The 25837-nt window shown below is 75.5% G+C and carries 20 protein-coding genes and 1 pseudogene; 8 read left to right on the top strand and 13 right to left on the bottom strand.

Going from position 1 to position 25837, the window contains the following annotated elements; translation table 11 throughout:
- The coding region (locus tag WDZ17_RS15380; RefSeq protein ID WP_339576061.1) for a glycosyltransferase family 2 protein at positions 1 to 507 on the bottom strand (507 nt) is incomplete at its 3' end.
- Between the two features lie 195 nt (positions 508 to 702).
- Here WDZ17_RS15380 and WDZ17_RS15375 point away from each other — a divergent pair.
- Positions 703 to 2202, top strand: coding sequence for a mechanosensitive ion channel family protein (locus tag WDZ17_RS15375; RefSeq protein WP_339576060.1), 1500 nt, complete (start codon positions 703 to 705; stop codon positions 2200 to 2202).
- Between the two features lie 24 nt (positions 2203 to 2226).
- On the opposite strand, the gene WDZ17_RS15370 is transcribed toward WDZ17_RS15375, so the two are convergent.
- Entirely contained in the window at positions 2227 to 3390 is a 1164-nt protein-coding gene (locus WDZ17_RS15370; protein ID WP_339576059.1) for an ROK family protein, read from the bottom strand.
- Between the two features lie 367 nt (positions 3391 to 3757).
- Between WDZ17_RS15370 and WDZ17_RS15365 the strand changes: the two genes are divergently transcribed.
- The 4 genes from WDZ17_RS15365 (at position 3758) to WDZ17_RS15350 (ending at position 9492) form a co-directional block, all read left to right on the top strand.
- Complete coding sequence (locus tag WDZ17_RS15365) at positions 3758 to 6022, top strand: alpha-galactosidase (RefSeq protein ID WP_339576058.1); 2265 nt, start codon at positions 3758 to 3760, stop codon at positions 6020 to 6022.
- Positions 6019 to 6996: a carbohydrate ABC transporter permease gene (locus tag WDZ17_RS15360; protein ID WP_339576057.1), complete on the top strand. Its 978-nt coding sequence runs from the start codon at positions 6019 to 6021 to the stop codon at positions 6994 to 6996. Before WDZ17_RS15365 ends, WDZ17_RS15360 begins: the two co-directional genes overlap by 4 nt.
- Before the next feature lie 11 nt (positions 6997 to 7007).
- The gene (locus WDZ17_RS15355; RefSeq protein ID WP_339576056.1) at positions 7008 to 7994 is read left to right on the top strand and encodes a carbohydrate ABC transporter permease; all 987 of its coding nucleotides are present in this window, start codon (positions 7008 to 7010) and stop codon (positions 7992 to 7994) included.
- A 124-nt stretch (positions 7995 to 8118) separates the two neighbouring features.
- Positions 8119 to 9492, top strand: a complete 1374-nt coding sequence (locus tag WDZ17_RS15350) for an ABC transporter substrate-binding protein (protein ID WP_339576055.1) — start codon at positions 8119 to 8121, stop codon at positions 9490 to 9492.
- A gap of 155 nt (positions 9493 to 9647) precedes the next feature.
- Here the strand turns inward: WDZ17_RS15350 and WDZ17_RS15345 are convergent, their stop codons facing one another.
- Positions 9648 to 10712 carry a PHP domain-containing protein gene (locus tag WDZ17_RS15345; protein ID WP_422632006.1) on the bottom strand — a complete coding sequence of 355 codons (1065 nt, stop codon included), beginning with the start codon at positions 10710 to 10712 and terminating at the stop codon, positions 9648 to 9650.
- 406 nt (positions 10713 to 11118) lie between these two features.
- On the opposite strand from WDZ17_RS15345, the gene WDZ17_RS15340 reads away from it, so the two are divergent.
- From WDZ17_RS15340 to WDZ17_RS15330, 3 genes are all read left to right on the top strand, one after another.
- On the top strand, positions 11119 to 11328 hold the full coding sequence (locus WDZ17_RS15340) for a hypothetical protein (RefSeq protein ID WP_339576053.1): 210 nt from the start codon (positions 11119 to 11121) through the stop codon (positions 11326 to 11328).
- Between the two features lie 109 nt (positions 11329 to 11437).
- Positions 11438 to 12055, top strand: a complete 618-nt coding sequence (locus WDZ17_RS15335) for a DUF47 domain-containing protein (protein ID WP_339576052.1) — start codon at positions 11438 to 11440, stop codon at positions 12053 to 12055.
- 2 nt (positions 12056 to 12057) lie between these two features.
- Positions 12058 to 13074 (top strand): inorganic phosphate transporter, encoded by a 1017-nt coding sequence (locus WDZ17_RS15330; protein WP_339576051.1) that lies wholly within the window; start codon positions 12058 to 12060, stop codon positions 13072 to 13074.
- Between the two features lie 17 nt (positions 13075 to 13091).
- Here WDZ17_RS15330 and pstB read toward each other — a convergent pair whose 3' ends face one another.
- From pstB to WDZ17_RS15280, 10 genes and pseudogenes are all read right to left on the bottom strand, one after another.
- Positions 13092 to 13871: a phosphate ABC transporter ATP-binding protein PstB gene (gene pstB / locus WDZ17_RS15325; protein ID WP_339576050.1), complete on the bottom strand. Its 780-nt coding sequence runs from the start codon at positions 13869 to 13871 to the stop codon at positions 13092 to 13094.
- Positions 13872 to 13966: 95 nt separating this feature from the next.
- Positions 13967 to 15106 carry a phosphate ABC transporter permease PstA gene (gene pstA / locus WDZ17_RS15320; protein WP_339576049.1) on the bottom strand — a complete coding sequence of 380 codons (1140 nt, stop codon included), beginning with the start codon at positions 15104 to 15106 and terminating at the stop codon, positions 13967 to 13969.
- Positions 15106 to 16041 carry a phosphate ABC transporter permease subunit PstC gene (gene pstC / locus WDZ17_RS15315; RefSeq protein WP_339576048.1) on the bottom strand — a complete coding sequence of 312 codons (936 nt, stop codon included), beginning with the start codon at positions 16039 to 16041 and terminating at the stop codon, positions 15106 to 15108. Before pstC ends, pstA begins: the two co-directional genes overlap by 1 nt.
- A 14-nt stretch (positions 16042 to 16055) precedes the next feature.
- Positions 16056 to 17189, bottom strand: a complete 1134-nt coding sequence (pstS, locus tag WDZ17_RS15310; RefSeq protein ID WP_339576047.1) for a phosphate ABC transporter substrate-binding protein PstS — start codon at positions 17187 to 17189, stop codon at positions 16056 to 16058.
- Between the two features lie 236 nt (positions 17190 to 17425).
- Positions 17426 to 18562: an NUDIX hydrolase gene (locus WDZ17_RS15305; protein WP_339576046.1), complete on the bottom strand. Its 1137-nt coding sequence runs from the start codon at positions 18560 to 18562 to the stop codon at positions 17426 to 17428.
- A gap of 104 nt (positions 18563 to 18666) precedes the next feature.
- Positions 18667 to 20982, bottom strand: a complete 2316-nt coding sequence (locus tag WDZ17_RS15300) for an RNA degradosome polyphosphate kinase (RefSeq protein WP_422632005.1) — start codon at positions 20980 to 20982, stop codon at positions 18667 to 18669.
- Between the two features lie 119 nt (positions 20983 to 21101).
- Positions 21102 to 22226, bottom strand: coding sequence for a mycothiol synthase (mshD, locus tag WDZ17_RS15295; protein WP_339576044.1), 1125 nt, complete (start codon positions 22224 to 22226; stop codon positions 21102 to 21104).
- Between the two features lie 75 nt (positions 22227 to 22301).
- Entirely contained in the window at positions 22302 to 24032 is a 1731-nt protein-coding gene (locus WDZ17_RS15290) for an MDR family MFS transporter (protein WP_422632004.1), read from the bottom strand.
- Between the two features lie 173 nt (positions 24033 to 24205).
- Entirely contained in the window at positions 24206 to 24847 is a 642-nt protein-coding gene (locus tag WDZ17_RS15285; protein ID WP_339576042.1) for a MarR family winged helix-turn-helix transcriptional regulator, read from the bottom strand.
- 256 nt (positions 24848 to 25103) lie between these two features.
- Positions 25104 to 25837: pseudogene (locus WDZ17_RS15280) on the bottom strand (HNH endonuclease signature motif containing protein); the annotation flags it as partial.

Here is a 25837-nt window from a genome sequence, read left to right as displayed (position 1 = left end):
CACCCCTCCCCCCCCCGGGACGGGGGAGTCGCGCAGCTCGGCGTTGATCGCGTCGTCGCGCCCCCCCGGCTCGACGAGGATGGTCGCCGTCACGCACGCCAGCGCCGGGTGCTCGGTCAGCAGGTCCGCCGCGCGGGCCAGCGAGCCCGGCTCCCACCACGTGTCGTCGTCGCAGAAGGCGACGAGCTCCGGCGGGGGGTCGAGCGCCCGCTCCAGCGCGGCGACGCCGACGTCCCGCCCGAGCGCGCCGAGGTTCTCCGGGCTCGCGACGAGCAGGGCCCAGGGGTGCTCCGCGGCGACGGCCTCCGCCGTCCCGTCGTCCGAGCCGTTGTCGACGACGGCGACGGCCGGCCGCTCGGGGAGGTCGCGGAGCCGCTCCAGCGCCGTGAGCACCTCGGCGCGGCGCCGGTGGGTGATGACGACGACCGCCAGCCGCGGGTCGCCCGAGCTCCGTGGGCCCGTCACGGCCGACGGTCCCGGGGAGGCGTCCGTGCTCGCGCTGGCCACGGCGGCAGACCCTAGCCAGGGCCTCCCGGGGCCCGTCCGGGCGCCGCCCGCGACCCGTCCGGGTCGTCCGGCTGCGGGCGACCTGCGGGGGACGCGCGGGGTTTGCTTCCGCGGGCGCTCGCCGTCAGTGTGGAGGGCCGGCCGGGCGCCGCTGACGTCGCCGCTCCGCTCGCTCTCCCCGGAGGTCCCTCCCTCGTGCTCCACCCCCTGCTCGCCTCGTCCTCCGCACCCGGGTCGGACGACGGCGCCGTGACCCAGGCGCTGCCCGAGGACGTCGGCTACGCCCCGGCGACCACCGTGCTGCTGTACCTGGCCATCGGCGTCGCCGCGGCCTTCGTCCTGGGCCTGCTCGTGACGGCCGTGCTCCGCCGGATCGGGCGGCGCTCCAAGGTCGTCGGCGACGTCGAGGCCCGTGGCCGCCGGCCGTTCCGCGTCCTGCTCGTCCTCGTCGCCGCGCGCGTCGTCCTCGAGGCGGCCACGCTGCAGTCCTCGTGGGCCGAGCCCGCCGCCTACGTGATCAACCTCGCGATCATCGCGATGCTCGCGTGGCTGGTCTGCGTCGTCGCCTTCGTGCTCGAGGACGTGACCCTCGACCGGTACCGGCTGGACGGCGAGGACAACCGCCGCGCGCGCCGCGTCCGCACGCAGGTGTCCCTCCTGCGCCGGCTCACCGTGGCGGTCGTCGTCGTCATCGCCGTCGGCGCCATGCTGCTGACCATCCCGGCGGCGCGCGAGTACGGCGCCACGGTCTTCGCCTCGGCCGGCGTCGTCGGCGTCGTCGCGGGCCTCGCCGCGCAGACGTCGCTGGCCAACCTCTTCGCCGGGCTGCAGATCACCTTCACCGACGCGATCCGCGTGGACGACGTCGTCGTCATCGAGGGCGAGTTCGGCCGCATCGAGGAGATCACCCTCACCTACGTCGTCCTGCACATCTGGGACGACCGACGCCTCGTGCTCCCCTCGACCTACTTCACGACGACGCCGATCGAGAACTGGACGCGCAAGGACTCCGAGGTCCTCGGCGCCGTCATGCTCGACGTCGACTGGGAGGTCCCCGTCGACGGGCTCCGCGGGGAGATGCACCGCTACCTCGAGTCGACCCCGAACTGGGACGGCCGCGTCGCCAACCTCGTCGTCGTCGAGGCGGTCGGCGGCGTCGTCACGCTCCGGGCGGTCGTCAGCGCGAAGGACGGCGCGACGCTCTGGGACCTGCGGACCGGGCTCCGCGAGGCGCTCGTCGTGTGGCTGCAGCGCCACGCGCCCGACGCCCTGCCGCGCACGCGGGTGGTCACGTCCGCCGAGGCGGTCGGCGGGACCCGCCCGGTCGCCCCGTCGGGCGGCGGGCAGGACGGCCGGGGCCGCCGCGGCGACGTCGTCGAGGAGACGCCCGCCCGGCGGTACGAGACGGGCCTGTTCACCGGCAGCGTCGAGGCGGTCGCCCGCGCTCAGCGGTTCTCCGGCCCCAGCGAGGAGGAGCTGGAGGACCGGCGGCGTGCGGACGAGGCACGCTCCGGCGAGGTGGACCAGGTCGGGGCGGACCGGGCCGAGGGGGGCAGGGCCGAGGCGGACAGGGCCGAGGCAGACAGGGCCGAGGTGGACAGGGCCGAGGCAGGCGGGGCCGGGCGGCCCGCGGGGGAGGCACCGCGCAGCTGGCGCGACGAGCTGACCACCGGGGCGGACGCCTCCCGCCGCTGACCCGGGCCTGCGCGCCGGGCCCGGTCAGCGCAGCAGCGAGGGGCCGAGCACGACGGTCTGGATGGCGGTGGCGGCGGCCCCGCGCGCCCACTCGGCGAAGCCGACGGCCTGGACGTCGACGTCGACCCCGCCGGCCCGGGGGTCCCGGTCGGCCGCGAGCGCCCGGTCCAGCGCGGCGCGGCCGACCTCGGCGAGGGCGACGCCGTCGCCCGAGAGCACGACCTTCTGCGGCATGGTCGTGTTCGCGACCAGGGCCACGAGTCGGCCCAGCGCCCGCGCCGACTCCTCGACGACGCGCGCCGCGGCCGGGTCCTCCGCGGCGGCGAGCCGCAGCACCTCGCCGTAGTCCACCGGGCGGCGCAGCGCCACGGAGGCACGCGCCTCGACGGCGGCCACGGTGAGCAGCGCGTCGGCGCAGCCGACGTGGCCCTGCGGGCAGAGCGGTCCCGTGGCCGCCAGCGGCGTGTGCCCGAGCAGCCCGATGCCGGCGTCCGGCCCGGCGACGACCCGGTCGTGGACGACGAGCGCGTACCCGATGCCGGCACCGACGGTGATGACGGCGAAGTGGTCGCAGTCGCGTGCGGCGCCGAACCACTGCTCGGCGCGGGCCAGGGAGAGCACGTCGTTGTCGACGACGACGGGAAGCCCGGTGCGCTCGGCCAGCAGGGGCCCGAGGTCGACGTCCTCCCAGCGCAGGTACCGCGCGGAGCGCACGCGGCCCAGGCCCTCGACGAGGCCTCCCACCCCGACGCCGACCGCGGCGACGGGCGCACCGGGGGCGTCGCGCAGCCGGTCGACGAGCCCGGCCACCGCCTCCACGACCTGCTCGGGCGACGTCCCGGCCAGGGGGGCCTCCGCGACGTCGAGCGTGCGCGCCCGCAGGTCGGTGACGACGGCGTGGACGGCGTCCGCCGTCACCTTGACGCCCACGAAGCGCTGCTGGTCGACCGCGACGTCGAGCGGTCGGCTGCCGGCGGTCCTCTCGTCGGAGGCGCCCCCCGCGCCGCCGCCGTCGGTCTCGTGGAGGAGCCCGCTCTCGAGCAGCGGACGCGCCAGGCGCGTGAGGCTCGCCCGGGACAGGTCGAGGCGCCGCGCGAGCTCGCTGCGGGACAGCGGCCCGCGCCGCAGGACCTCCAGGGCGACGTCGAGGGACGAGCCCGCCAGGGGGCTCCACTGCGGCGGGCTCACGACACCTCCCGCGGGTCGACGACGGCGACCGCGTCCGCTGCTGATGCTGCCACGACCACGACGGTTCAGGCGTGGAACGGCAAAGCGTGACCTATGCGTGACGAAGGTCACGTCACGCCTCTTGACGAGCCCTCGTGTTTCGTCGTAGAACACCTCTCACCGACGACGACGTCCAGACGCACCCCTCGGCACCGATGCCGCCCGCGATCTCGCCGCCACCTCCTGCTCCCCGGCGGGGAGCGTGACGGGGAGCCCGCCGAACCCGCACCCCGCCAGGCCCGCACCCCGCAGACCCGCACCCCGCAGACCCGCACCCCGCCCGCCCCGCACCCCGCTCACCGGTCGAGCCCCGTCCTGGAGGACCCGCATGACGACCCTCGCCTCCGCCGCCCCGGGCGGCACCCGTCCCGGTGCCGACCTGCGCGGCGCGCCACCGCTGCGCACCGCGGACGGGCTGGTGCACCTGCGCGCCGGCGGCGTCAGCGTCGTCCTGTCCACGCAGGACGGGCGGATGCCCTCGGTCCTGCACTGGGGGGCCGACCTCGGCGACGTGACCGCCGACGACCTCTCGGCGCTCCGTCGTGCAGCCGTGCCCGGCGTGGTGAACAACGACGTCGACGTCCCGCTGCCCGTGGGGCTGCTGCCGGAGATGGCCACCGGTTGGCGCGGGCGCCCCGGCGTGGCGGGCCAGCGGGACGGTGCCGGGTGGTCCCCCTCCGCGCGGCTCGTCGGGCACGACGTCGAGCCCGGCCGGGACGGGACCGGCGGCCGGGCCGTCTTCCGCGGCGAGGACGACGACGCCGGCCTCGCCGTCCGCGTCGAGGTCGAGCTCCTCGCCGCCGGGCTGGTGCGCACCCGCGCCGCGGTGCGCAACCTCGCTGCCGGCCCCTACGTCGTCGACGCGGTGGTCCCGGCGCTGCCGGTCCCCGAGAGCGCCACCGAGGTGCTCGACCTCGCGGGCCGCTGGGGGCGCGAGCGCGCCCCGCAGCGGGTCCCCTTCGCGGTCGGCGCGCACAGCCGCGAGAACCGCCGCGGGCGGACGGGTCCCGACGCGCCCCTGGTGCTGGCCGCCGGGGCGGAGGGCTTCGGCTTCCGCTCCGGGGAGGTCTGGGCCGTGCACACGGCGTGGAGCGGGAACCACGTCACCGCCGCGGAGCGCGTCGCCGAGGGCCAGCGGCTGCTGTCCGGCGGCGAGCTGCTGCTGCCCGGCGAGGTGCGCCTCGCCGAGGGCGAGGAGTACGTCGGCCCGTGGCTGTACGGCGCCCACGCGGGCGACGGCCTGGACGGCGTCGCCGCCCGCTTCCACGACCACCTCCGCTCGCGGCCCTCCCACCCGCAGCGGCCCCGCCCGGTCGTCATGAACGTCTGGGAGGCCGTCTACTTCGACCACGACCTCGACCGTCTCGTCGAGCTGGCCCGGCTCGGTGCGGAGATCGGCGCCGAGCGGTTCGTGCTCGACGACGGCTGGTTCCGCCACCGCCGCGACGACAGCGCCGGCCTCGGCGACTGGTACGTCGACGAGCAGGTGTGGCCGCAGGGCCTCACCCCGCTCGTCGACGCCGTCCACGCCTGCGGGATGGAGTTCGGCCTCTGGTTCGAGCCGGAGATGGTCAACCCCGACTCCGACCTCGCCCGGGACCACCCGGAGTGGGTGCTGCGCACGGGCGGACGGGACCCGCTGCTCTCCCGTGGCCAGCAGGTGGTCGACCTCGGCAACCCGGAGGCCTACGCCTACGTCCTCGAGCGGCTGGACAGCCTGCTCACCGAGTACGACATCAGCTACGTGAAGTGGGACCACAACCGCGACGTCCTCGACGCCGGCTCCGGGCCGGTGCGCGCCGCGGGGGTGCACGCCCAGACCCTCGCCGTCTACGCCCTGCTCGACGAGCTGCGCCGGCGGCACCCGGACGTCGAGGTGGAGTCCTGCAGCTCGGGCGGGCTGCGCGTCGACCTGGGCATCCTCGAGCGGACCGACCGGGTCTGGGGCAGCGACGTCATCGACCCGCTCGAGCGCCAGCAGATCCAGCGGTGGACGACGCAGCTGCTGCCCCCCGAGCTCGTCGGCAGCCACGTCGGCGCGCCGCGCTCGCACACCACCGGCCGCACGCACGACCTGTCCTTCCGCGCCGGCACGGCGCTGTTCTGCTCCTTCGGCGTCGAGTGGGACGTCAGCAGCGCGAGCCCGGCGGAGCGCGAGGAGCTGGGCCGGTGGGTCTCGCTCTACAAGGAGGTCCGCGGGCTGCTGCGCACGGGCGCCGTCGTGCGGGCCGACGCCGACGACCCGGCCGCCGCCCTCCACGGCGTGGTCGCGGCGGACGGCTCGCAGGCCCTCTACGCGCTGGTCCAGCTGACCACGCCGCTCACCTCGGTCCCCGGCCGCCTGCGCCTGCCGGGTCTGCGGCCGGACGCGCGGTACCGCGTCACCGCGCAGGCCCCGGGCGACGTCCCCCGCTTCCGCGGCGCCCCGGTGCCGTGGCTCGCCGACGGCGTCGAGCTCCCGGGCTCGGTGCTCTCGACCGCCGGCGTCCGCGCGCCGGCGCTCGACCCGGAGCAGCTCCTGCTGCTGCGGGTGCAGGAGGTCCCGACCTCCGACGGCCCGACCCTCGACGACGAGAAGGAGATCGGCTCATGAGCTCCATGGCCCCGAGCGGCCCGGCCCTGCCGGAGTCGCCGGCGGGGGAGGCCCCGGCACCCGTCCCGGCCGCACCGGTGCACGACCGGCCGGGCGCCCGCGGACGGCGCCGCCGCGAGAACACCGTCGCCCTCGCCTTCATCGCCCCGTCGCTGCTCGGCTTCGTCGTCTTCTACTTCTGGCCGACGCTGCGCGGGCTGTACTACAGCCTCACCGACTTCGACTTCTTCTCGACGCCCGCCTTCGTCGGGCTCGGGAACTACCAGCGGCTGGCCGGCGACCCGACCTTCTGGAACGCCATGGTGGTGACGCTCGAGTACGTCGCCATCAACATCGGCGTCCAGACGGTCCTGGCCCTCGCGATCGCGGTGCTCATGCACCGGCTCACCCAGTCGACCTTCGTCCGCAGCGTCGTCGTCATGCCGTACCTGGTGGCCAACGTCGTCGTCGCGCTCGTCTTCTTCTGGATGCTGGACGCGCAGATCGGCATCGTCAACCAGGCGCTCACCGGTCTCGGGCTGGACCCGGTCGCCTTCTTCGGCGACGAGACGTGGGCGATCCCCACGATCGCGCTCGTCAACGTGTGGCGGCACATGGGGTACACCGCGCTGCTCATCTTCGCCGGCCTCCAGATGATCCCGGGCCACCTCTACGAGGCGGCGCGCACCGACGGCGCCTCGGAGTGGCGGATGTTCTGGTCCATCACGCTGCCGCTGCTGCGCCCCGTGCTCGCCGTCGTCCTCGTCATCACGATGATCGGCTCGTTCCAGGTCTTCGACACCGTCGCCGTCACCACGGCCGGCGGGCCGGCGGACGCCTCGCGCGTCCTGCAGTACTACATCTTCGACCTGGCCTTCCAGCGGCTCGACTACGGCTACGCCTCGGCGGTCTCGGTCGTCCTGCTCCTCATCCTCATGGCCGTCGCCGTCGTCCAGCTCCGGCTGACGCGGGCGAACGAGTCGGACCTGGGCTAGGAGGCCCCCCCATGGCAGTCACGACGCAGACGTCGCCCCCGGCGACGAGCGAGGGCGACCCCACCACCTCGGCGACGGGGGGCGGCAGCGGCTCCGGAGCCGTGCGGCCCTCGCGGCAGCGGCCCCGCCCGACGCTGGGCCGGGTGCTCGCCTGGGCCGTGCTCGTCGGCATCATCGCCATCACGCTCTTCCCCTTCTACTGGATGCTGCGGACCGCGTTCTCGAACGGCGCCGTCCTCGGCAGCGACCCGTCGTCGCTGACCCCGGTGGACCCGACGACGGGCGCGTTCGAGCGCGTCTTCGGCCTCGCCACGACCGAGGAGGCGCAGGCCCAGGGCGGGTCCGGTGCGGCGATCGCCTTCCCGCGCTACCTGCTGAACTCGGTCCTGGTGGCGACGGTGATCACCGCCGGCCAGGTGGTGTTCGGGGCGATGGCCGCCTACGCGTTCGCGCGGATGCGCTGGCCCGGGCGCGACGCGGTCTTCTTCCTGTTCCTCACCGCGCTGATGGTGCCGCCGATCTTCACGCAGCTGCCGAACTTCCTGCTGATGCGCGACCTCGGCCTGCTCAACACCTACCCGGCCATCATCCTGCCGTTCTTCTTCATGACGCCCTTCGCCATCTTCTTCCTCCGGCAGTTCTTCCTCGGCATCTCCGGGGAGGTCGAGGAGGCGGCTCGGCTCGACGGCGCGGGGCACGTCAAGACGTTCGTCCGGATCATCGTGCCGATGAGCTGGGGGCCGATCACGACCCTGGCCCTGCTCCAGTACGTCCTCGCGTGGAACGAGTACTTCTGGCCGCTGCTCGTCGGCAGCGCCCAGGACGTGCGCGTGCTCACCGTCGCCCTGGGGGTCTTCCGCAGCCAGACGCCGCAGGGGACACCCGACTGGGCGGGTCTCATGGCCGCCACCCTCGTCGCCGCGCTGCCGGTCCTGGTCCTCTTCGCGGTGTTCAGCAAGAAGATCGTCAACTCGATCGGGTTCTCCGGCATCAAGTGACGCAGTCGTCACCCGGCGGGGACGTCCGAGGGGCCCCCCGCCCCCGAACACCTCACGAGCCGCGCCACGAGGTGGCGCGGCGCCGACCACGACCGGGTCCTGCCCGGGGAGGAGGTCCTCGCCGATGAGGACGAGGAGAGCACGAGCAGCACGGACGCTGGCGGTCGCGGCGGCCCTGGGCCTGGCGGCCACGGGCTGCGGCGCGACGAGCGAGGTCGCGAGCGGCGGCTGGGACGAGACCGGCACGGTCACGTACTGGATGTGGGACTCGGCGCAGCTGCCGGGGTACCAGCTGTGCGCCGAGCAGTTCGAGGCCGAGAACCCCGACATCGACGTCGTCATCGAGCAGTTCGGCTGGGACGACTACTGGAACAAGGTCTTCACGGCCTTCGTCTCCAACTCCGCCCCGGACGTGTTCGTCGACCACACCTCCCGCTACGCCGACTTCGCCTCCCGGGGGCTCATCCAGCCCCTCGACGAGCTCGTCGAGCGTGACGGCGTGGACCTGGACGCCTACGTCGACGGCACGACCGAGCTCTGGGTGGGCCCCGACGGCCAGCGGTACGGGCTGCCCAAGGACTTCGACACCGTCGGCGTCTTCTACGACGCCGAGAAGGTCGAGGCAGCCGGCTACACCCCCGAGGACCTGCAGGACCTGGCGTGGAACCCCGAGGACGGCGGCTCCTACGAGGAGCTCATCGCCCGCCTCAGCGTCGACACCGACGGCGTCCGCGGGGACGAGCCGGGCTTCGACCCGACGTCCGTCGAGACCTACGGGCTCGGGCTCGCGTCCTCGGGCGGGGGCTTCGGCCAGACCGAGTGGTCGATGTACGCCGGTTCCACGGGGTGGACCCACACCGACCAGCCGCTGTGGGGCACCCACTACAACTACGACGACCCCCGCTTCCAAGGGGCCATCGGGTGGTGGACCGGGCTCATCGACAAGGGCTTCATGCCCCCGCTCGCCCAGACCGTCGGCGGCTCGCCGGACCAGCAGCTCCAGGCCGGCCGGTACGCCCTGGTGACCGACGGCTCCTGGAACATCCGGAACTTCGCCGGGCTGAGCGGCCTGGAGCTCGGCACCTTCCCCACGCCGGTCGGCCCGAGCGGGGAGCGCGCGGCCATGTTCAACAGCCTGGCCGACTCCATCTCCACGGCCTCGCCGCGCAAGGGGGCGGCGTGGAAGTGGGTCCAGCACCTGGCCTCGGTGGAGTGCCAGCAGCTCGTCGCCGAGCAGGGGGTGGTCTTCCCGGCCCTGGAGGAGGTCGTCCCCACGGCGGAGGAGGCGCTGTCCGCCTACGGCGTCGACGTCGAGGCCTTCACCGTGCACGTCGAGGAGGGCACGACGATCCCCGTGCCCATCACCGAGAACGCCGCCGAGGTGGACGCGATCATGCAACCGGCCATGGACCGGGTCGTGGGGGGGACCGCGCCGGTGGACTCCCTCACGGAGGCGAACACCCGCGTCAACGAGCTCTTCGGGACCGCCGACCAGTAGGCGGGACCGCTGCGGCGGCGCCGTCCCCGGTCCCCGGGGGCGGCGCCGCCCGCGTGCTCAGCCGGGGCGGTGGGCGTGGTCGGCCGTCCAGGCGAGCAGGTCCTCGACGGGCCAGGTGTTNCCCCCCCCCCCTGCCCCCCCCCCCGCCCGCGTGCTCAGCCGGGGCGGTGGGCGTGGTCGGCCGTCCAGGCGAGCAGGTCCTCGACGGGCCAGGTGTTCACCACCCGCTCGGCGGGCACCTCGCAGCGGGCCGCCCGCGCGCAGCCGCGCTCCTGCCAGTCCAGCTGGCCGGGGGCGTGGGCGTCGGTGTCGACGGCGAAGAGGCACCCGGCCTCGACCGCGAGGCGCAGCAGCCGCAGCGGCGGGTCCAGCCGCTCCGGGCGGCTGTTGACCTCGACGGCGACGCCGGCCTCCGCGCAGGCGGCGAAGACCGCCCCGGCGTCGAACTCGCTCTCCGGGCGCTCCTTGCCGACCCCGGCACGGGGCTGCACGTACCTCCCCGTGCAGTGCCCGAGGACGTCGGTCCGCGGGTCCCGCACCGCCCGCACCATGCGCCGGGTCATGGCGCCGCGCTCCATCCGCAGGTCGGAGTGCACCGACGCGACGACGACGTCCAGCTCGTCGAGCAGCTCCGGCTCCTGGTCGAGCGACCCGTCGGCGAGGACGTCCACCTCGATGCCCGACAGCAGCCGGAAGGGGGCGAGCGGGGCGGCGAGCTGCTCCAGCAGCGCCAGCTGACGCCGCAGCCGGCCCGGCGTGAGGCCGTTCGCGACGCGCAGCCGGGGGGAGTGGTCGGTGAGCGCCGCGTAGGAGTGGCCCAGCTCGACGGCGGTCACGGCCATGTCCTCGACGGGGCTGCCGCCGTCGCTCCAGTCGGAGTGCAGGTGCAGGTCCCCCCGCAGGACGGCCCGGAGCGCGGCTCCGCCCTCCGCGCCCTCGGACCCGGGCTCGACGAGGGGACCGGCGCGCTCCTCGAGCTCCAGCAGGTACGCCGGCGTCCGACCCGCGGCGACGTCGGCGACGAGGGCGGCCGTGGTCCGTCCCACCCCCGGCAGCGCCTGCAGGTCGCCGCCGGCCGCGCGCCGCGCCAGCTCGTCGGCGGGGGTGCGGGTCACGGTGGTCGCCGCCGTGCGGAACGCCTTGACGCGGTGCGTGCTGGCGAGCTCGCGCTCCAGGAGGAAGGCCGTGCGTCGCAGCGCGGCCAGGGCGGCGGCGTGCAGGTCCTCGGCGCCGGTCGGCGGCGTGGCCGGCACGTCGCGCCCTCCCTCGGACGGGGTCCTCACGCACCCGACCGTAGGTCGTCCGCCGGGGACGGGCGCGGCGACGTCGGCCGCGGCGTAGCGTGCGCACGGCGACGGCGTGTCGTCCGGGCCCGGTGCCCGGGCCGGCGCGCCGCGCCCGGCGGAGCGGGGACCGCCGGACCCTGGGCCCCGCTGCACGTCCACACGTGCGCGGGGCCACGCGGCACGGGGGAGAGCAGGAGCACACGTGGACGACCGCCCTCCAGTCCCCCGGGTCCCCCCGGTCCCCCCGGCTGCCCCGGTCCCCCCGGCTGCCTCGGGCCCCCCGGTGCAGCAGGTGCGACGAGCCGGCGGCACGTCGGGCGTCGCCGTGCCCACCGGCCCGGTGCCCACCCGCCCCCTCGGGGACGACGACCTCGCCGACGAGATCGAGCTCTACGGCGCGGTCGTCGTCGCGGCGTCGGCCAAGGAGGGCGAGCTGAGCCCGCAGGAGATCGACGACGCGCTCGGCGTCCCCGGGGCCCGCCCGGAGGCCCGCGCCCCCGCGCGGCAGCGGCGCGACGAGGGCGCCGGCGGGGCCTCGCGGGTGCCCTAGCCTGGCGCCCGCGCGGGAGGGGGCCCGTCGCCGTCGAGCCGAAGCGCCCGTGAGGGCGGAGCGGGCGCGCGGTCCCCGCGGCGCCGGCCGGACCCGGGAGGGAGCGCCTGTGCGACTGCGCCTGACGCCGAGCGAGCCCTCCTTCACGGCGCTCTTCGTCGACGTGGCCGAGCACGTGCACGCCGGCAGCCTCCTGCTCGGCGAGGTGCTCGCGTCCTCGGGCGCCGAGCGCGACCGTGCCGTGGCACGGCTCCTGGACGTCGAGCGGGCCGCGGACGACCGCGTCCACCTCGTCGTCCGGCGCCTCACGTCGACCTTCTCCCCGCCCTTCGCGCGGCGGGACGTGCACGCCCTCGCGCAGGCGCTGGACAGCTGCCTCGACGAGCTGCTCGCCACCGCGGTCGCCGTCACGGAACACCGCCTGACGGGCCTGCCGCCGGCGTTCCTCGACGTCGTGCAGCTGCTGCAGCGACTGGCCGAGATCACGCGGACGGCGATGGCGTCGGTCGACGCCGCCGACGGGCTCGCGGAGTACTGGGTCGAGGTCAACCGGCTGCACAACCGGGCCGGCGCCCTGCTCGCCCCGCTGCGCGCCGAGCTGCTCGCGGACGCCGACCTGCGCCGGGCGCTGCGCCTGCGCGACGTGCTCGACCGGCTGGCGGCCTCGGCGCGGGCCTTCGAGGAGCTCGCCCACCGCGTCGAGGTCATCGCCCTCGTGGAGCCCTGACCGTGCCGGACGGCCTGGTCGTGCCCGAGGTCCTCGGGGCCGCCGTCGTCGTCCTGGCCCTGGTGCTCGCGGTCACCGAGGGCCTCCACGGAGCGGCCGGGATCATCGCCACGTCGGTCGCCACCCGGGCGCTGCTGCCGCGTGCGGCCGTCCTGCTGGCCGGGGCGGTGGTGCTCCTCGGCGGGCTGCTGGGAGGCCTCTTCGTCGCCGTCCGGGTCCCCGACGTGGTCTCCGTGCCCTCGGGGGAGGCCGGGCTGCTCCTCCTGGGAGCAGCCCTGCTGGGCGCGCTCGCCTGGAACCTGCTGACGTGGTGGCGCGGGCTGCCGACCTCGACGACGCACGCCCTCCTCGGCGGGCTGGCCGGGGCCGCCCTCGCCGCACCGGCCGCGCAGGTCCGCTGGGCCGTGCTGCTCGACGGCGTCCTGCTGCCGGCCCTGCTCGTCGTCGCGGTGGCGGCGGTGCTCGGCGGCGCGGTCGTCGTCGCCCTGCTGTGGCTGCTGCGGGGCGCCATGCCCGCCCGCGCGCACCGCAGGCTGCGCACGGCCCAGGTCGTCGCCGCGGCGGTGACCGCCGTCGGGCACGGCGCCGTGGACGCCCAGCGGACGGCCGCCGTCGTCGTCATGGGTCTCGTGGTGGCCGGGGGCGGTGCCGAGCCCGTCGCACCGCCGACCTGGACGGTCGTGGTCGCGGCCGCGGCGCTGGCGGCCGGCACCGCGTCGGGCGGCTGGCGCATCGTGCGGACCGTCGGCGAGCGGCTGGCTCCGCTCGACGTCCCCCACGCCTTCGCCGCCCAGTCGGCCACCGCGGTGGTGCTCCACGCGGCCGCCGTCGTCACGGGGACCCCGGTCTCGACGTCCCTCGCGGTGTGCTCGGCCGTCGTCGGGGCGTCCGGGGTGCCCGACGCGCGGCGCGTGCGCTGGCGGGTCGTACGTCGCGTCGCGCTCGCGTGGCTCGTGACGCCGGTCGCCACCGCCCTGCTCGCGGCGGGGGCCCACGCCCTGCTGTCCCCGCTCGTCTGAGCGGCGCCCGGTCCCGCTCAGCCGAAGCGGCCGCTGACGTAGTCCTCGGTGGCCTTGACGGACGGGTTGGAGAAGATCGTGTCCGTCGCGTCCATCTCGACGAGCTTGCCCGGCTTGCCGGTGCCCTCGATGTTGAAGAAGCCGGTGCGGTCGGAGACGCGCGAGGCCTGCTGCATGTTGTGCGTGACGATGACGATCGTGTACTCCTCCTTGAGCTTGCCCATGAGGTCCTCGATCGCGAGCGTCGAGATCGGGTCGAGGGCGGAGCACGGCTCGTCCATGAGCAGCACCTGCGGCTGCACGGCGATGGCCCGGGCGATGCACAGGCGCTGCTGCTGGCCGCCCGACAGGCCCGCCCCGGGACGGTCCAGGCGGTCCTGGACCTCCTTCCAGAGGTTGGCCCCGCGCAGCGACTGCTCGACGACGTCGTCCGCCTCGGACCGCCGCATGCGCTTGTTGTTGAGCCTCATGCCGGCGAGGACGTTGTCGTAGATCGACATCGTCGGGAACGGGTTCGGGTTCTGGAAGACCATGCCGACCGAGCGCCGGACGGCCACGGGGTCGACGCCGGGGCCGTAGAGGTCCTGGCCGTCGAGGACGACCTTGCCCTCGACCCGGGCGCCGGGGATGACCTCGTGCATGCGGTTGAGCGAGCGCAGGAACGTGGACTTGCCGCAGCCGGACGGGCCGATGAGCGCCGTGATGCTCCGCGGCCGGATCTCCATCGTCACCTTCTCCACGGCCAGGAAGGAGCCGTAGTAGATGTCGAGGTCCGAGACGTCGATCTGGCGGCTCATGACGGCTCCTGCGGATCGGGCCCGGTGCGGGTCCGGGCGGTCGGCGCGGTGGGGCGCGCGGCGGGGGGAGAGCAGGTGCGTGCTCATGCTGCCTCTCAGCGGGTCTTGGGCGCCAGGGCGCGGGCGAGGACGCGGGCGCCCACGTTGAGCGCCATGACGAAGAGGATGAGGACGAGCGCCGCGGTCCACGCCCGGTCGATGAAGGCGCCCGGCGGGATGCCGGGCGTCTTGATCTGGTAGTAGGCGAAGACCGGGAGCACGGGCATCCGGCCCTCGAGGGGGTTGAAGTTCGTGGCGCTCGTGAGCCCGACCGTGACGAGCAGCGGCGCCGTCTCGCCCATGACGCGGGCCACGGCGAGGACGACGCCGCTGGCGATGCCCGAGGCGGCCGTCGGCAGCACGACCTTGACGATGGTCCGCCACTTCGGCACGCCGAGCGCGTAACTGGACTCGCGCAGCCGGGCCGGGACGATGCGGAGCATCTCCTCGACGGCCCGCACGACGATCGGGATCATCAGCACGCACAGGGCGATCGAGCCCATGACGCCGATGCGCAGGCCCGGGCCGAACAGCAGCGTGAAGAGCGCGAGGGAGAACAGGCCCGCGACGATGGACGGGATGCCCGTCATGACGTCGACGAGGAAGGTGACCACCCGGGAGAGCCGGTTGTCGCCGCCGTACTCGACGAGGTAGATCGCCGTCATCGTGCCGATCGGCACCGAGATCACGGTGGCGATGCCCGTGACGATGAGCGTGCCCATGATCGCGTGGTAGGCGCCGCCGCCCTCGCCGATGATCCCGGACATCGACTGGGTCCAGTAGGCGACGTCGAAGCGCGCGAGACCCCTGGACACGGTGGTCCAGACGACCGACACGAGGGGCAGCAGCGCCACGACGAAGGCGACGGTCACGAGCGCGGTCACGAAGCGGTCCGTCGCCGCGCGAGCACCCTCGACGGCGCGCGCGGCGACCACGAAGGCGGCGATGCCGACGACGGCGCCGACGACGACCGCGAGCGCGACGTGGACGTCGGCGACGGCGAGCAGGGCCGCGGCCACGAGCGCCCCGAGGGCGGCGGCCGCGGCCCCCGACCAGCGGGGCAGCGAGGCGTGCACGGACGCCGCCAGCGACGGGGGCTGGTAGCGGGTCAGGGTCGTCGTGCCGGCGCCCCGGTCGTCGTCCGGCCCGGAGGGGTCCTCGAGCTGCGACCCGCCGCGCGGGGAGGGGGAGCTCATCAGGTGGAACCGCCCTTCTGACGGGTGACCAGGGCTCGCGCCGCGAAGTTGACGGCGAAGGTCAGCACGAACAGCAGGAGGCCGGCCGCGATGAGCGTCGACAGCCGCAGGCCGGTGGCCTCCGGGAAGTTCAGCGCGATGTCCGCGGCGATCGTCGCCGGGTTGCCGGTGTTGATGAGGTTGAAGCTGACCCCGCCCGAGACGGACAGGACGAGCGTCACCGCCATCGTCTCGCCGAGGGCGCGGCCCAGCCCGAGCATCGACGCGCTGATGACGCCGGAGCGGCCGTAGGGGATGACGGCGTACTTGATCATCTCCCAGCGCGTGGCGCCCAGCGCCATCGCGGCCTCCTCGTGCAGGCGCGGCGTCTGCAGGAAGACCTCGCGGGACAGCGCCGAGATGATCGGCAGGATCATCACGGCCAGGACGAGCGAGGCGGTGAGGATGGTCCGGCCGGTCGTCGACGCCGGTCCGGCGAAGAGGGGTACCCAGCCGAGGTTCTCGGCCAGCCACTGGTAGAGCGGCACGAGGGCGAGGGCGAAGACCTGCACGCCCCAGAAGCCGTAGACGATGCTGGGGATGGCCGCCAGCAGGTCGACGACGTAGCCGAGCGCCTGGGAGAGCCGCCGGGGCGCGTAGTGCGAGATGAACAGGGCGATGCCCACGGCCACCGGCACCGCCAGCACCATCGCGATGACCGAGGTGAGGACGGTGCCGAAGAGGATCGGCCAGAGGTAGAGGACGAGCCCCCGCCCCCCGGAGATCTCGTCCGCCGGGGCCACGATCGCCGGGTACGCCTCGGCGAGGAGGAACAGCCCGACCCCGGCCAGGATGAGCAGGATGAGGACGGCGCTCGCCGTCGCCGTCCCGGAGAAGATCTTGTCCCCGGGACGGCGACGCCGGCCGCCCGACAGCGCGGGCGTGGTGGTGGTCACTCCGGCGGTGCTCCTCAGCTGCTGGTGACGAGCTCGAGCGAGGTCATGATGTCCGAGCGGAGGTCCTCGGAGATCGGGGCGCTGCCCGCCTGCTCGGCGGCGGCCTGCTGGCCCTCCTCCGACGTGGTGTACCCGATGAGGGCGGCCACGGTCTCGCCGACCTGCGGGTCGTCGTAGCCCTTGCAGGCGATCTGGTAGCTGACCAGGACGATCGGGTAGGTGCCCGACTCCTCGGTCGTGCGGTCGAGGTCGATGGCGATGTCGCCCTCGGGGCGGCCCTCGACGCGCGTCGAGTTGTCGAGGATGGCGGCGGCGGCCTCCGGCGTCGGGCCGACGTACTCCTCGCCCACCTGGATCGTGGCGGCGGGCAGGTCGCCGAGCTGGCTGGCGTCGGCGTAGCCGATGGTGCCGCTGCCGTTCGTGATCGCCTGGACGACGCCCGAGGTGCCCTGCGCGGCCTCGCCGCCCGCGACCGGCCAGGTCTCGACGACGCCGTAGGTCCACGCGTCGGGCGCGGTCGCGTCGAGGTACTCGGTGAAGTTCTCGGTCGTCCCGGAGTCGTCGGACCGGTTGACGGGCGTGATCGGCGTGCTCGGGAGCTCGGCGTCGGGGTTGAGCTCGGCGATGGCCGGGTCGTCCCAGGTCGTGATGGCCTGGGCCATGATCCCGGCGAGCACGGCGGGGGAGAGCTGCAGGTCGTCGACGCCCTCGAGGTTGTAGGCGATGGCGATGGGGGAGACGTAGACGGGCAGGTCGATCGCCCCGTCCGTGCAGCGCTCGTCGGCCTGCGCCAGCTCCTCGTCCGTCAGGTAGGCGTCCGAGCCGGCGAAGTCGACGCCGCCGGAGAGGAACTGCTCGCGTCCGGAGCCGGAGCCGACGGGGTCGTAGTTGACCGTGGTGCCGTACGCGTCCTGGAAGTTGACCGCCCACGCCTGGAAGGCGGCCTGCTGCGTGCTGGCGCCCGCGCCGTTGATCGTGCCCGCCAGGTCCGCGTCGGAGCCCGCCGCCGTGCTGCCGCCGTCGGACCCCCCGGCGCCGCCGCCGTCGGTCTCGTTGCTCGGGCTGCAGGCGGCGAGGGCGAGGGCGAGGGCCGCGGCGGAGGTGGTCGCCAGGGCGGCGCGCGCCGCGCGCGAGGTGGAGCTGCGCATGAGGTGGTGGCCTCTCGTCGTAGGGCGGCCGCGTGCGGCCGTCGAGCGGCGGGGCGCTCCCCGCCGGCGCGCCGGACGCTAGGGACCCGAGGTGTCGCGTCCGGCCGGGTCCGGTGAACGGAGGGTGAACGTGGCGCGGCGACCGGGCGCGGCGCCGGGCGACCCGCCACGCAGCGTCGGCATCGGCACGCGCGGTGACCTCTGCGGTCAGGAGGTGCCGTCGGCGGCGTCCCGCGTCAGGGCAGCGGCGAGTGCCGCTCGACCGCCACGACGCGGCCGGAGCGCCGGGAGACGTGGGCGACCAGTGCCTCGCCCGGGGCGAGGAACGGGTCGCCGGCGGGGATCGAGGCCGCGGCGCCCGTGCCCCCCGCGGCCCGCCCGGCCAGCGCGCCGAGGACGGTGCCGAGCACCGGTCGGTGCGTGCACAGCACCACCGGGCGGCCCTTGTCCACGAGGTGCCCCACGTAGCGCGCCACCTTGTCGGGGTCCCGGCGGTGGGCGGACTCGGTGAGCCGTCCCTTGGTGACGAGCCGCGTGCCGCTCGCCTCGACGAAGGGCCGCACCGTCTGCAGGCAGCGCTCCCAGGGGCTCGACACGACGCGCGCCGGCGCCCAGGCGGCCAGGAGCGGGGCCAGCTGCTGCGCCTCCCGCCGCCCGGACGCCACGAGCGGACGGTCGGCCTCGTCGTGCGCCCACACCGTCGTCGGTCGGGCGTGGCCGTGGCGGACGACGACGAGCGGCCACGTGTCGAGGGCGGCGTCCTGGTGCAGGGCCTGGAGCGCCCGCAGCTGCACCTGGTCGCCGCGTCGGGTCAGCCGTCGCTGCGCCTCGTCGACCGCGAACCACGCGGTCCGGTCCACCTCGCGCGGGCGGGGCGGTCGCGGCAGCCGGTCCACGTGGACCGCGGAGGCCCAGTAGGCGACCGTCTTGACGACCTTGTCGCCCTTCTCGCCGCCCTGCCCCGGGGCCCCCGACCCGCCCAGGACGTAGCGCGCCGCCGGCAGGGGACGGCCGAGGACCACCCGCAGGCCGGTCTCCTCGGCCACCTCGCGCAGCGCCGCCGGGACCGTGTGCTCGCCCGGCTCCAGCTTGCCCTTCGGGAAGGACCAGTCGCCGTACCGGGGCCGGTGCACGAGCAGCACCTCCAGCCGGTGGTCGCGCAGGCGCCAGCACAGGGCGCCCGCCGCCCGTACCGGGTCGTTCGCCGTCGCCGTCGCCGTCGCCGGTGCCGTCGCCGGTGCGGGGGCCGGCCGACGGTCGTGCTGCTCCTGCGCGGCGGGCGGGTCGAGCGCCGGCACGTCGCCGGCCGCCACCGCGGGCGGCCCGCCGGGTGGCGGCACGGCGGCGGTGCGACCGGGCGGGGGCGCCGGCACGGCCCGCACGCGCGGGGAGGGCCCGCCGTCCGGCCCCGCGGTGACGGCGGGGGAGGGGTGGTCCGGGTCCCCGGCGGCCGACGGGGAGCCGGACGCGCCGGCGGTCAGGACCGCGCGGCGGAGGTGTGCCGCCGCTCCAGCAGGTGCTGCTGGACGTCCAGCAGCCGCCGTCCCGCGGCGTCGCGCGCGTGGCGGGTCCACCCGCCGTCCGGGCCCAGGTGCCAGGAGGAGGTCCCGTCGTCCGCCTGCAGGTCGAGGTACTCGAGCAGCTCGGCCACCTCGGCGCCGTCGTCGACCTTCACGAGCGCCTCGACGCGGCGGTCGAGGTTGCGGTGCATCATGTCGGCGCTGCCGATCCAGACCTCGGGCGTCCCGCCCGCGGCGAAGGCGAAGATCCGGCTGTGCTCGAGGTAGCGGCCCAGGACCGAGCGCACCCGCACCGTCTCCGACAGGCCCGGGATGCCGGGACGGAGCGAGCAGATGCCCCGCACGACGACGGTGACGGGGACGCCGGCCCGCGAGGCGCGGTACAGCGCGTCGATGATCGTCTCGTCGACCATCGAGTTCACCTTCATGGCGACGCTCGCGGGCTCCCCGGCGCGGTGGTGCTCGACCTCGCGCTCGATGCGCTCGACGAGCCCGGCCCGCAGGGACCGGGGCGCGACGAGCAGCCGCGAGAACGTCGTCCGCGGCGCGTAGCCGGAGAGCTGGTTGAACAGCTTGGTGACGTCCTCGCCGACGGCCTCGTCCGCGGTCAGCAGCCCCATGTCCTCGTAGAGCCGCGCGGTCTTGGGGTTGTAGTTGCCGGTGCCGATGTGGACGTAGCGGCGCAGCCCCTCGCGCTCCTGGCGCACGACCAGGCACAGCTTGGCGTGCGTCTTGAGGCCCACGATGCCGTAGACGACGTGGACGCCCGCCTCCTCGAGCTTGCGGGCCCACGAGATGTTGGCCTGCTCGTCGAAGCGGGCCTTGATCTCGACGAGGGCGACGACCTGCTTGCCCGCGTCGGCGGCGTCGATGAGGGCGTCGACGATGGGCGAGTCGCCGCTCGTGCGGTAGAGCGTCTGCTTGATCGCCAGGACGTCGGGGTCGGCGGCGGCCTGCTGGAGGAACTCCTGCACGCTGGTGGAGAAGGCGTCGTAGGGGTGGTGCAGGAGGATGTCGTGCTTGCGCACCGCCGCGAAGACGTCGCCCGGCGAGGCGGTCTCCCGGCCGTCCGTGAGCAGGTGGTGGGTCCGCGACACCGCCTTGGGGTAGTGCAGCTCCGGGCGGTCGAGGTCGGCGACGGTGTTGAGGCACCGCAGGTCCAGCGGCTCGGGGAGCTCGTACACCTCGCTGCCGCGCACGCCCAGCTCGCGGACCAGGAGCTCGCGGACGTGGTCGTCGGTGTCGCGCGCCACCTCCAGGCGCACGGGCGGGCCGAACCGCCGCCGCAGCAGCTCCTTCTCCAGGGCCTGGAGGATGTTCTCGGCGTCGTCCTCCTCCACCTCCAGGTCCTCGTTGCGCGTGACGCGGAACGCCGACGTCGCGACGACGCGCATGCCCGGGAAGAGCTGGTCCAGGTGCGTGGCGATGAGGTCCTCGAGGGGCAGGAACCGCACCGTCCCCGGCGCCGAGTCGGCCGTCTCCTCGTCCTCGACCTGGACCAGGCGGGGCAGCAGCGGCGGGACCTTCACCCGCGCGAAGTGCTCCGTGCCCGTCGCCGGGTTGCGCGCGACCACGGCGAGGTTGAGCGACAGGCCGGAGATGTAGGGGAACGGGTGCGCCGGGTCCACCGCCAGGGGCGTGAGGACGGGGAAGACCTGGCGGGAGAAGAACTCGCCCAGCCGCGTGCGCTCGTCGTCCTCCAGGTCGTCCCAGCGGACCAGGTGGATGCCGGCGTCGGCGAGCCGCGGTCGGACGACGTCGGCGTGGACCGCGGCGTGGCGCTCCATGAGCGCGTGCGCGCGGCGGGAGATCTGCGAGAGCACCTCGCGCGGCTGGAGGCCGGAGGCGGCCGTGACGGCGATGCCGGTCGCGATGCGCCGCTTCAGCCCCGCGACCCGGACCATGAAGAACTCGTCCAGGTTGGAGGCGAAGATCGCGAGGAACCGCGCGCGCTCGAGGAGGGGGAGGTCGTCGTCCTCGGCGAGCTGGAGGACGCGGTCGTTGAAGGCCAGCCAGGACAGCTCCCGGTCCAGGAAGCGGTCGTCGGGCAGCGGCTCGTCGTCGCCGGCCGCGGTGCCGGGCACCGGGAGCGGGGAGGGGTCCCCGAGGTGGGCCGCCGTCTCGGTGGCCAGCGCGTCGGACGGGCCGTCGAGGACCACCTCGGGCATGACCCCCTCGTCGCTCGCCACAGGGGCGTCGGACGGGTCGGGACGCGCGTCGGGGCTGCCGACCGGCCCGCTGCCGTGGGCTGTGGACGTCGTCACCCCGGCCATGGTGCCACCGCCGCGCGCGCCGGGACGGGTGAGCGCGGGCGCGCCGCCCGAGGAGGTGGCGGGCGTCGACGTGGTCTGCGCACGCCCGCGGCGGCGTCGGCGCTCGCGGCGGCCGGCGCTCACCGCCGACCTCCCGGCGGTGCGTCCGACGAGGGTGCCGGCGCCTCGACGAGCACGTCGGCGCCGGAGCGCTCGAAGCCCAGGCGGCGGTACGTGGCCACGGCCGGGGCGTTGTCGGACTCGACGTAGAGGTCCACGTCGCGCACGCCGCGCTCCCGCAGGTGGTGCAGGCCGGCGAGCGTGACGAGCCGGCCGAGGCCCCGGCCCTGCGCGGAGGGGTCGACGGCGACGACGTACACCTCGCCGAGCGTCGAGCCGTCGGGCGCGGTCGTCGTCTTGGTCCAGTGCGAGGCGAGCAGCTCGCCCGACGTCGTGCTCTCCACGAGGAGCAGGCCCTCGGCGTCGAACCATGGCTCCCGCTCGCGGGCCAGCACGTCGTCCGACGTCCAGGCGCCCTGCTCCGGGTGCTCCGCGAAGGCCCGGCCGTTGAGGCGCAGCCACGCCTGCTCGTCGTGGCCGGGCCGGAAGGCCCGCACGCGGGTCCCCGGGACCGCGGGCAGCGCGGGCAGCGGGTCCGTGAGGTCGGCGCGCATGGTCCACAGCTCGCGCACGCGGCGCATCCCCGTCCGGTCGGCCAGCGAGCGCGCCGCCGGGGCGTCCCCGTGCATCCACAGCCGCAGGGTCCTGCCGCCGCGGTCCTCGAGGGCGGCCTCGACGAGGGCCCGGCCCGTGCCGCGGCCCCGGGCGTCCGGTGCGACGACGAGCTCGCCGACGAGGGCGGCGGGTCGGGGCCCCGTGCCGTCCTCCGGGCCGTCCTCCGGGTCCTCGCCCGCGTCGTCCGCCGCCGCGGCGACGAGGCTGCCGTAGCCGACGAGCCGACCGACCTCGCCCTGGTCGGCCCCGTCCTGGTCGGCCCCGCGTCCCTCGGCTCCGTCGACGCCCGGACGTCCCTCGTGGGCCAGGAGGTGGTGCTGCCCCTGGGCCCCCTCGCGGAGCCGGATCAGCGCCTGCTCGGAGACGGGCGGGGTCCCGTCGACCCGCTCGGCGGCGTCGACGAGGGCGAGGACGGCGTCGACCTGCTCCGGGCCGAGCCTCTCGGCCCGGCTCAGGACGAGGGGCGGCCGGCTGCTCGGCGGCGGCGCGGCCGGGGGGTCGACGGCTCCGGAGGTCTCGGGGACGGGCACGCCCCCGACCCTAGGAGGGTCGGGGGCGTGCGTCGGGCGGACGGCGGGACGCCGTGCGGTCCGCGGTCGCGTCGGTCAGGAGCCGACGCGCTCCGGCTCGCGGACCCGACGGTCCTCGTCCGGCGCGACCTCGGCGTGCCGGCCCGGCCGGTCGGGGCGGCCGGCGTCCGGGCCGCCGGAGTCCACGGGCGTGGCGGTGTCGGCGTGCCGGCCGACGCCCGCGCCGGGCACGTCGGCCCCGCGGTCCGGTCCGGCCTCCTCGGCCACGGCCGTGCTGGTCGGGCCCGTCCCCGGGGCCGGGGTGCGGTCGACCGTGTCGACGGTCGTGCGCAGCGGCACCTCGCGGATGAGGCTGACGGCCACGAGCGTGACCACCGCCACCACGGCGGCGACGAGGAAGATGCGACCGGTCGCGTCGCCGTAGGCGGCGCGGACGATCTCGCCGACCTGGGGCGGCAGCGCGGCGATGTCGAGGCTGCCGCTGCCGGCGCCCGTGTCGCCGGACCCCGTCACGACGCCGGCCTGCGCGAAGGCCGCCGTCGTGAGGGTGGCGACCCGGGTCGCCAGGACCGAGCCGAGCACGGAGACGCCCACCGTGCCGCCGAGGGTGCGGAAGAAGGCGACCGAGCTGGAGGCGGCACCGATCTGCCGCAGCGGCACGGTGTTCTGCACGGCGAGGACGGTGTTCTGCATGAGGCAGCCCGTGCCGAGGCCGATCGCGGCGATGAAGACCCCGATGTGCCAGATCGGCGTCAGGTGGTCGATCGTCGCCATCGAGCCGAGCCCGGCGATCATGAGCCCGGCGCCGACGACGAGGAAGATCTTCCACCGTCCGTACCGGGTGATGAGGCGGCCCGAGAGAATCGTGCCGAGCCCGGCCCCGAGGACGTTGGGCAGCGTCAGCAGCCCCGCCTCGAAGGCGCTGTAGCCGCGCGCCGTCTGGAAGTACTGGCCGAGGAAGACGTTCGAGCCGAACAGGGCGATGCCGACGGCGATGCTCGCGACGACGGCCAGCGCCGTCGTCCGCTCCTTGAGGACGCCCAGCGGGATGACCGGCTCGGCCGCGCGCTGCTCGACGAGCACCAGGGCGACGACCAGGGCGAGGCCACCGCCGACCATGAGGGCGGTCTGCCACGAGGCCCAGGCGAAGGAGTCGCCGACGAACGAGACCCAGACGAGCAGCAGGCTCGCGCCCGTGGTGAGCAGGACGGCACCGGCCCAGTCGATGCGCGGGCGGCGCTTCTCCTCGACCAGCACGAGCGTGCGCTGGATGAGGAAGAGGGCGACGACGGCCAGCGGGATGCAGGCGAAGAACGTCCAGCGCCAGGAGACGACGCCCACGATCGCCCCTCCGGCGAGCGGGCCGCCGGACATGGCGATCGCCATGACCGCGCCCATGTACCCGGAGTACCGGCCGCGCTGGCGGGGCGGGATGACGGAGCCGATGATCGCGACGACGAGGGCGGTGAGCCCGCCCATGCCGATGCCCTGCACCACGCGGGCGCCGATGAGCCAGGCGACGTCCTGGGCGGTGCCGGCGATGGCGGAGCCGACCACGAAGATGACGAGCGAGAGCTGCACGAGCAGCTTCTTGCTCAGGAGGTCCGCGAGCTTGCCCCAGAGCGGGGTCGAGACGGCGTTCGCCAGGAGCGCCGCCGTGACCACCCAGGTGTAGGCGGTCTGGGTCCCGCCGAGGTCCCCGATGATCGTGGGCAGGGCGGTCGCGACGATGGTCGTCGACAGCAGCGCGGTGAACAGGCCCGCGAGGAGTCCCGCGAGCACCTCGAGGATCTGACGGTGCGTCATGCCGGGCGCCTCGCCGGTCGGGCCGGCGGGCGTCGGCTGCCCGTCCGGGCCGGGCCGCTCGGGCGGCGGACCGGTCGGGCCCCCGCCGGCGGCGAGGTCGCCGTCCGACGTCCGGCCGCCCGGCGGCGCCTCGAGGTCGGTGGCGGTGGCCCGCCGGGTGCTGGGGACGACGCTCATGCGTCCACCTCCTGCCGCGCCCGGACGGCCGCGGGGCCGCCGGAGGCGCTGCTCGTCTCGTGCTGGGGGGTGCTCACGGGACGTCGTCGTCCAGCAGCGGCCGGCTGGTGCCGGTGGTCGTGGGTGAGGGGGCGGACCTCCCCCTCGGGCGGGTCGGCAGGGGAGGCCGCCGCGGCGCTCCCGTGCGGGGCCGCCGCCGTGGAGGCCCCGGAGGCCGGGGTGAGGCTGCCGCGGAGCTTCGCCACCGTGGCGAGCGCGGCCCGGGCCTCGTCGTCGCTCCAGTCCGCGAGGAGCTCACGCAGTCGCTCGGCCCGCCGCCCGGCCGCCTCGGCCACGACGTCGGCGCCGGCCGGCGAGACGTGCACGAGGTGCGCCCGGCCGTCGTCCGGGTCGGGACGCCGCTCGACGAGCTGCACCTCCTCGAGCTCGGCGAGCTGGCGGGACAGCACCGAGGGCGAGATGCCGAGGCGGCACGCCAGGGAACCGGGCCGAACCTCGCCGGTCTCCGCGAGGACGCCCAGCACCACCTCCGCGGCAGACCCGGTGCGCCCCTCCGGTGCCGTCCTGAGCAGCGTCCGCAGGGCCCGCTGGAGCGTGCGCACCTCGTCGAGGAGCTCGACGGCCGTCGTCGTCGTCACCACCGTGGTCCTCCTCGTCACCGGACGTGTTGTGTGCAGGCAGCAACGATATGCCCAAGGCAACTGTTCCCGTGCACCGGCTGCGCCGTCCGGGCCGGTCTCGCGCGGCGGGGGCTGCGGCGGGGGCACACGGCCGCCCGGCGCAGGGAGATCGTGAGAGGAGCCCGGGCGTGCACGGACGTCGCGCGACGCGGCACCGGGAGGGGCTCGGCGCTCGCACCGCACGGTCCTGCCGGCGCCCCGCCCGCCGACGAGGTCAGAAGGGTGGTGGTCGGTCGTCGCGCCAGGAGTCGGGTGGGTGGTCGTCGTGGTCATCGGTGGGGTGCTCGTGCTTGTCCGGGTGCGGCCGCTGGTCGTGCACGTGGGGTCGGTGCGGGGTGTCGGGCGGCGTCTCGTGGCGTGCGGTGGTCTGGCGGGTCCAGGTGGTGTCGGTGGCGGCGGTGTCGTGGTCGGGGTAGCGGGGCTCGTCGTCGCTGCCGGGGCTGCCGCTGCCGCCGGGGCTGCTGGGGCTGTGGGTGGGGCGGGGGGTGTCGGTGGTGGGGGCGGGCAGGAGTCGTTCGGGGTGCGTGGTGGTGGTCTGGCCGAGGGGGCTGGTCCAGGTGGTGCGGGTGTCCCGGGGGTCGGTGGTCGCGGGTCGGGGGGTCCAGCCGTGGTGGTGCTTGGCGAGGGGGTGCCGTCGGCACAGGGGGTGCAGGTTGCAGGGGCAGGTGGGTCCGCAGGTGGCGTGGGGCTGGGTGTGGTCGAGGTCGCAGCGGGTAGCGGGGACGCGGCAGCCAGGGTGGGTGCAGGTGCTCTGGCGGGCGCGCAGGAACCGTTGCAGGGCGGTCGTGAGGGTGTAGGGGCCGCCACCGGCGGTGGTGACGGGGCAGTCCGGTCGGGGGCGTGCGGGCTCGTCCCGGCGGTGGTCCTGGTCGTAGGAGGACGCGTTCGACGCCGCGGGGCCGGGCGTGGTGGGGCCGGGCGTGGGTGCGGCGGTCGGTGGTCTCGGGT

Origin of the sequence: Pseudokineococcus basanitobsidens (genome assembly GCF_037482545.1) — a bacterium.
GTDB lineage: Bacteria > Actinomycetota > Actinomycetes > Actinomycetales > Quadrisphaeraceae > Pseudokineococcus > Pseudokineococcus basanitobsidens.
This window is presented reverse-complemented; position numbering and strand designations above follow the sequence as displayed.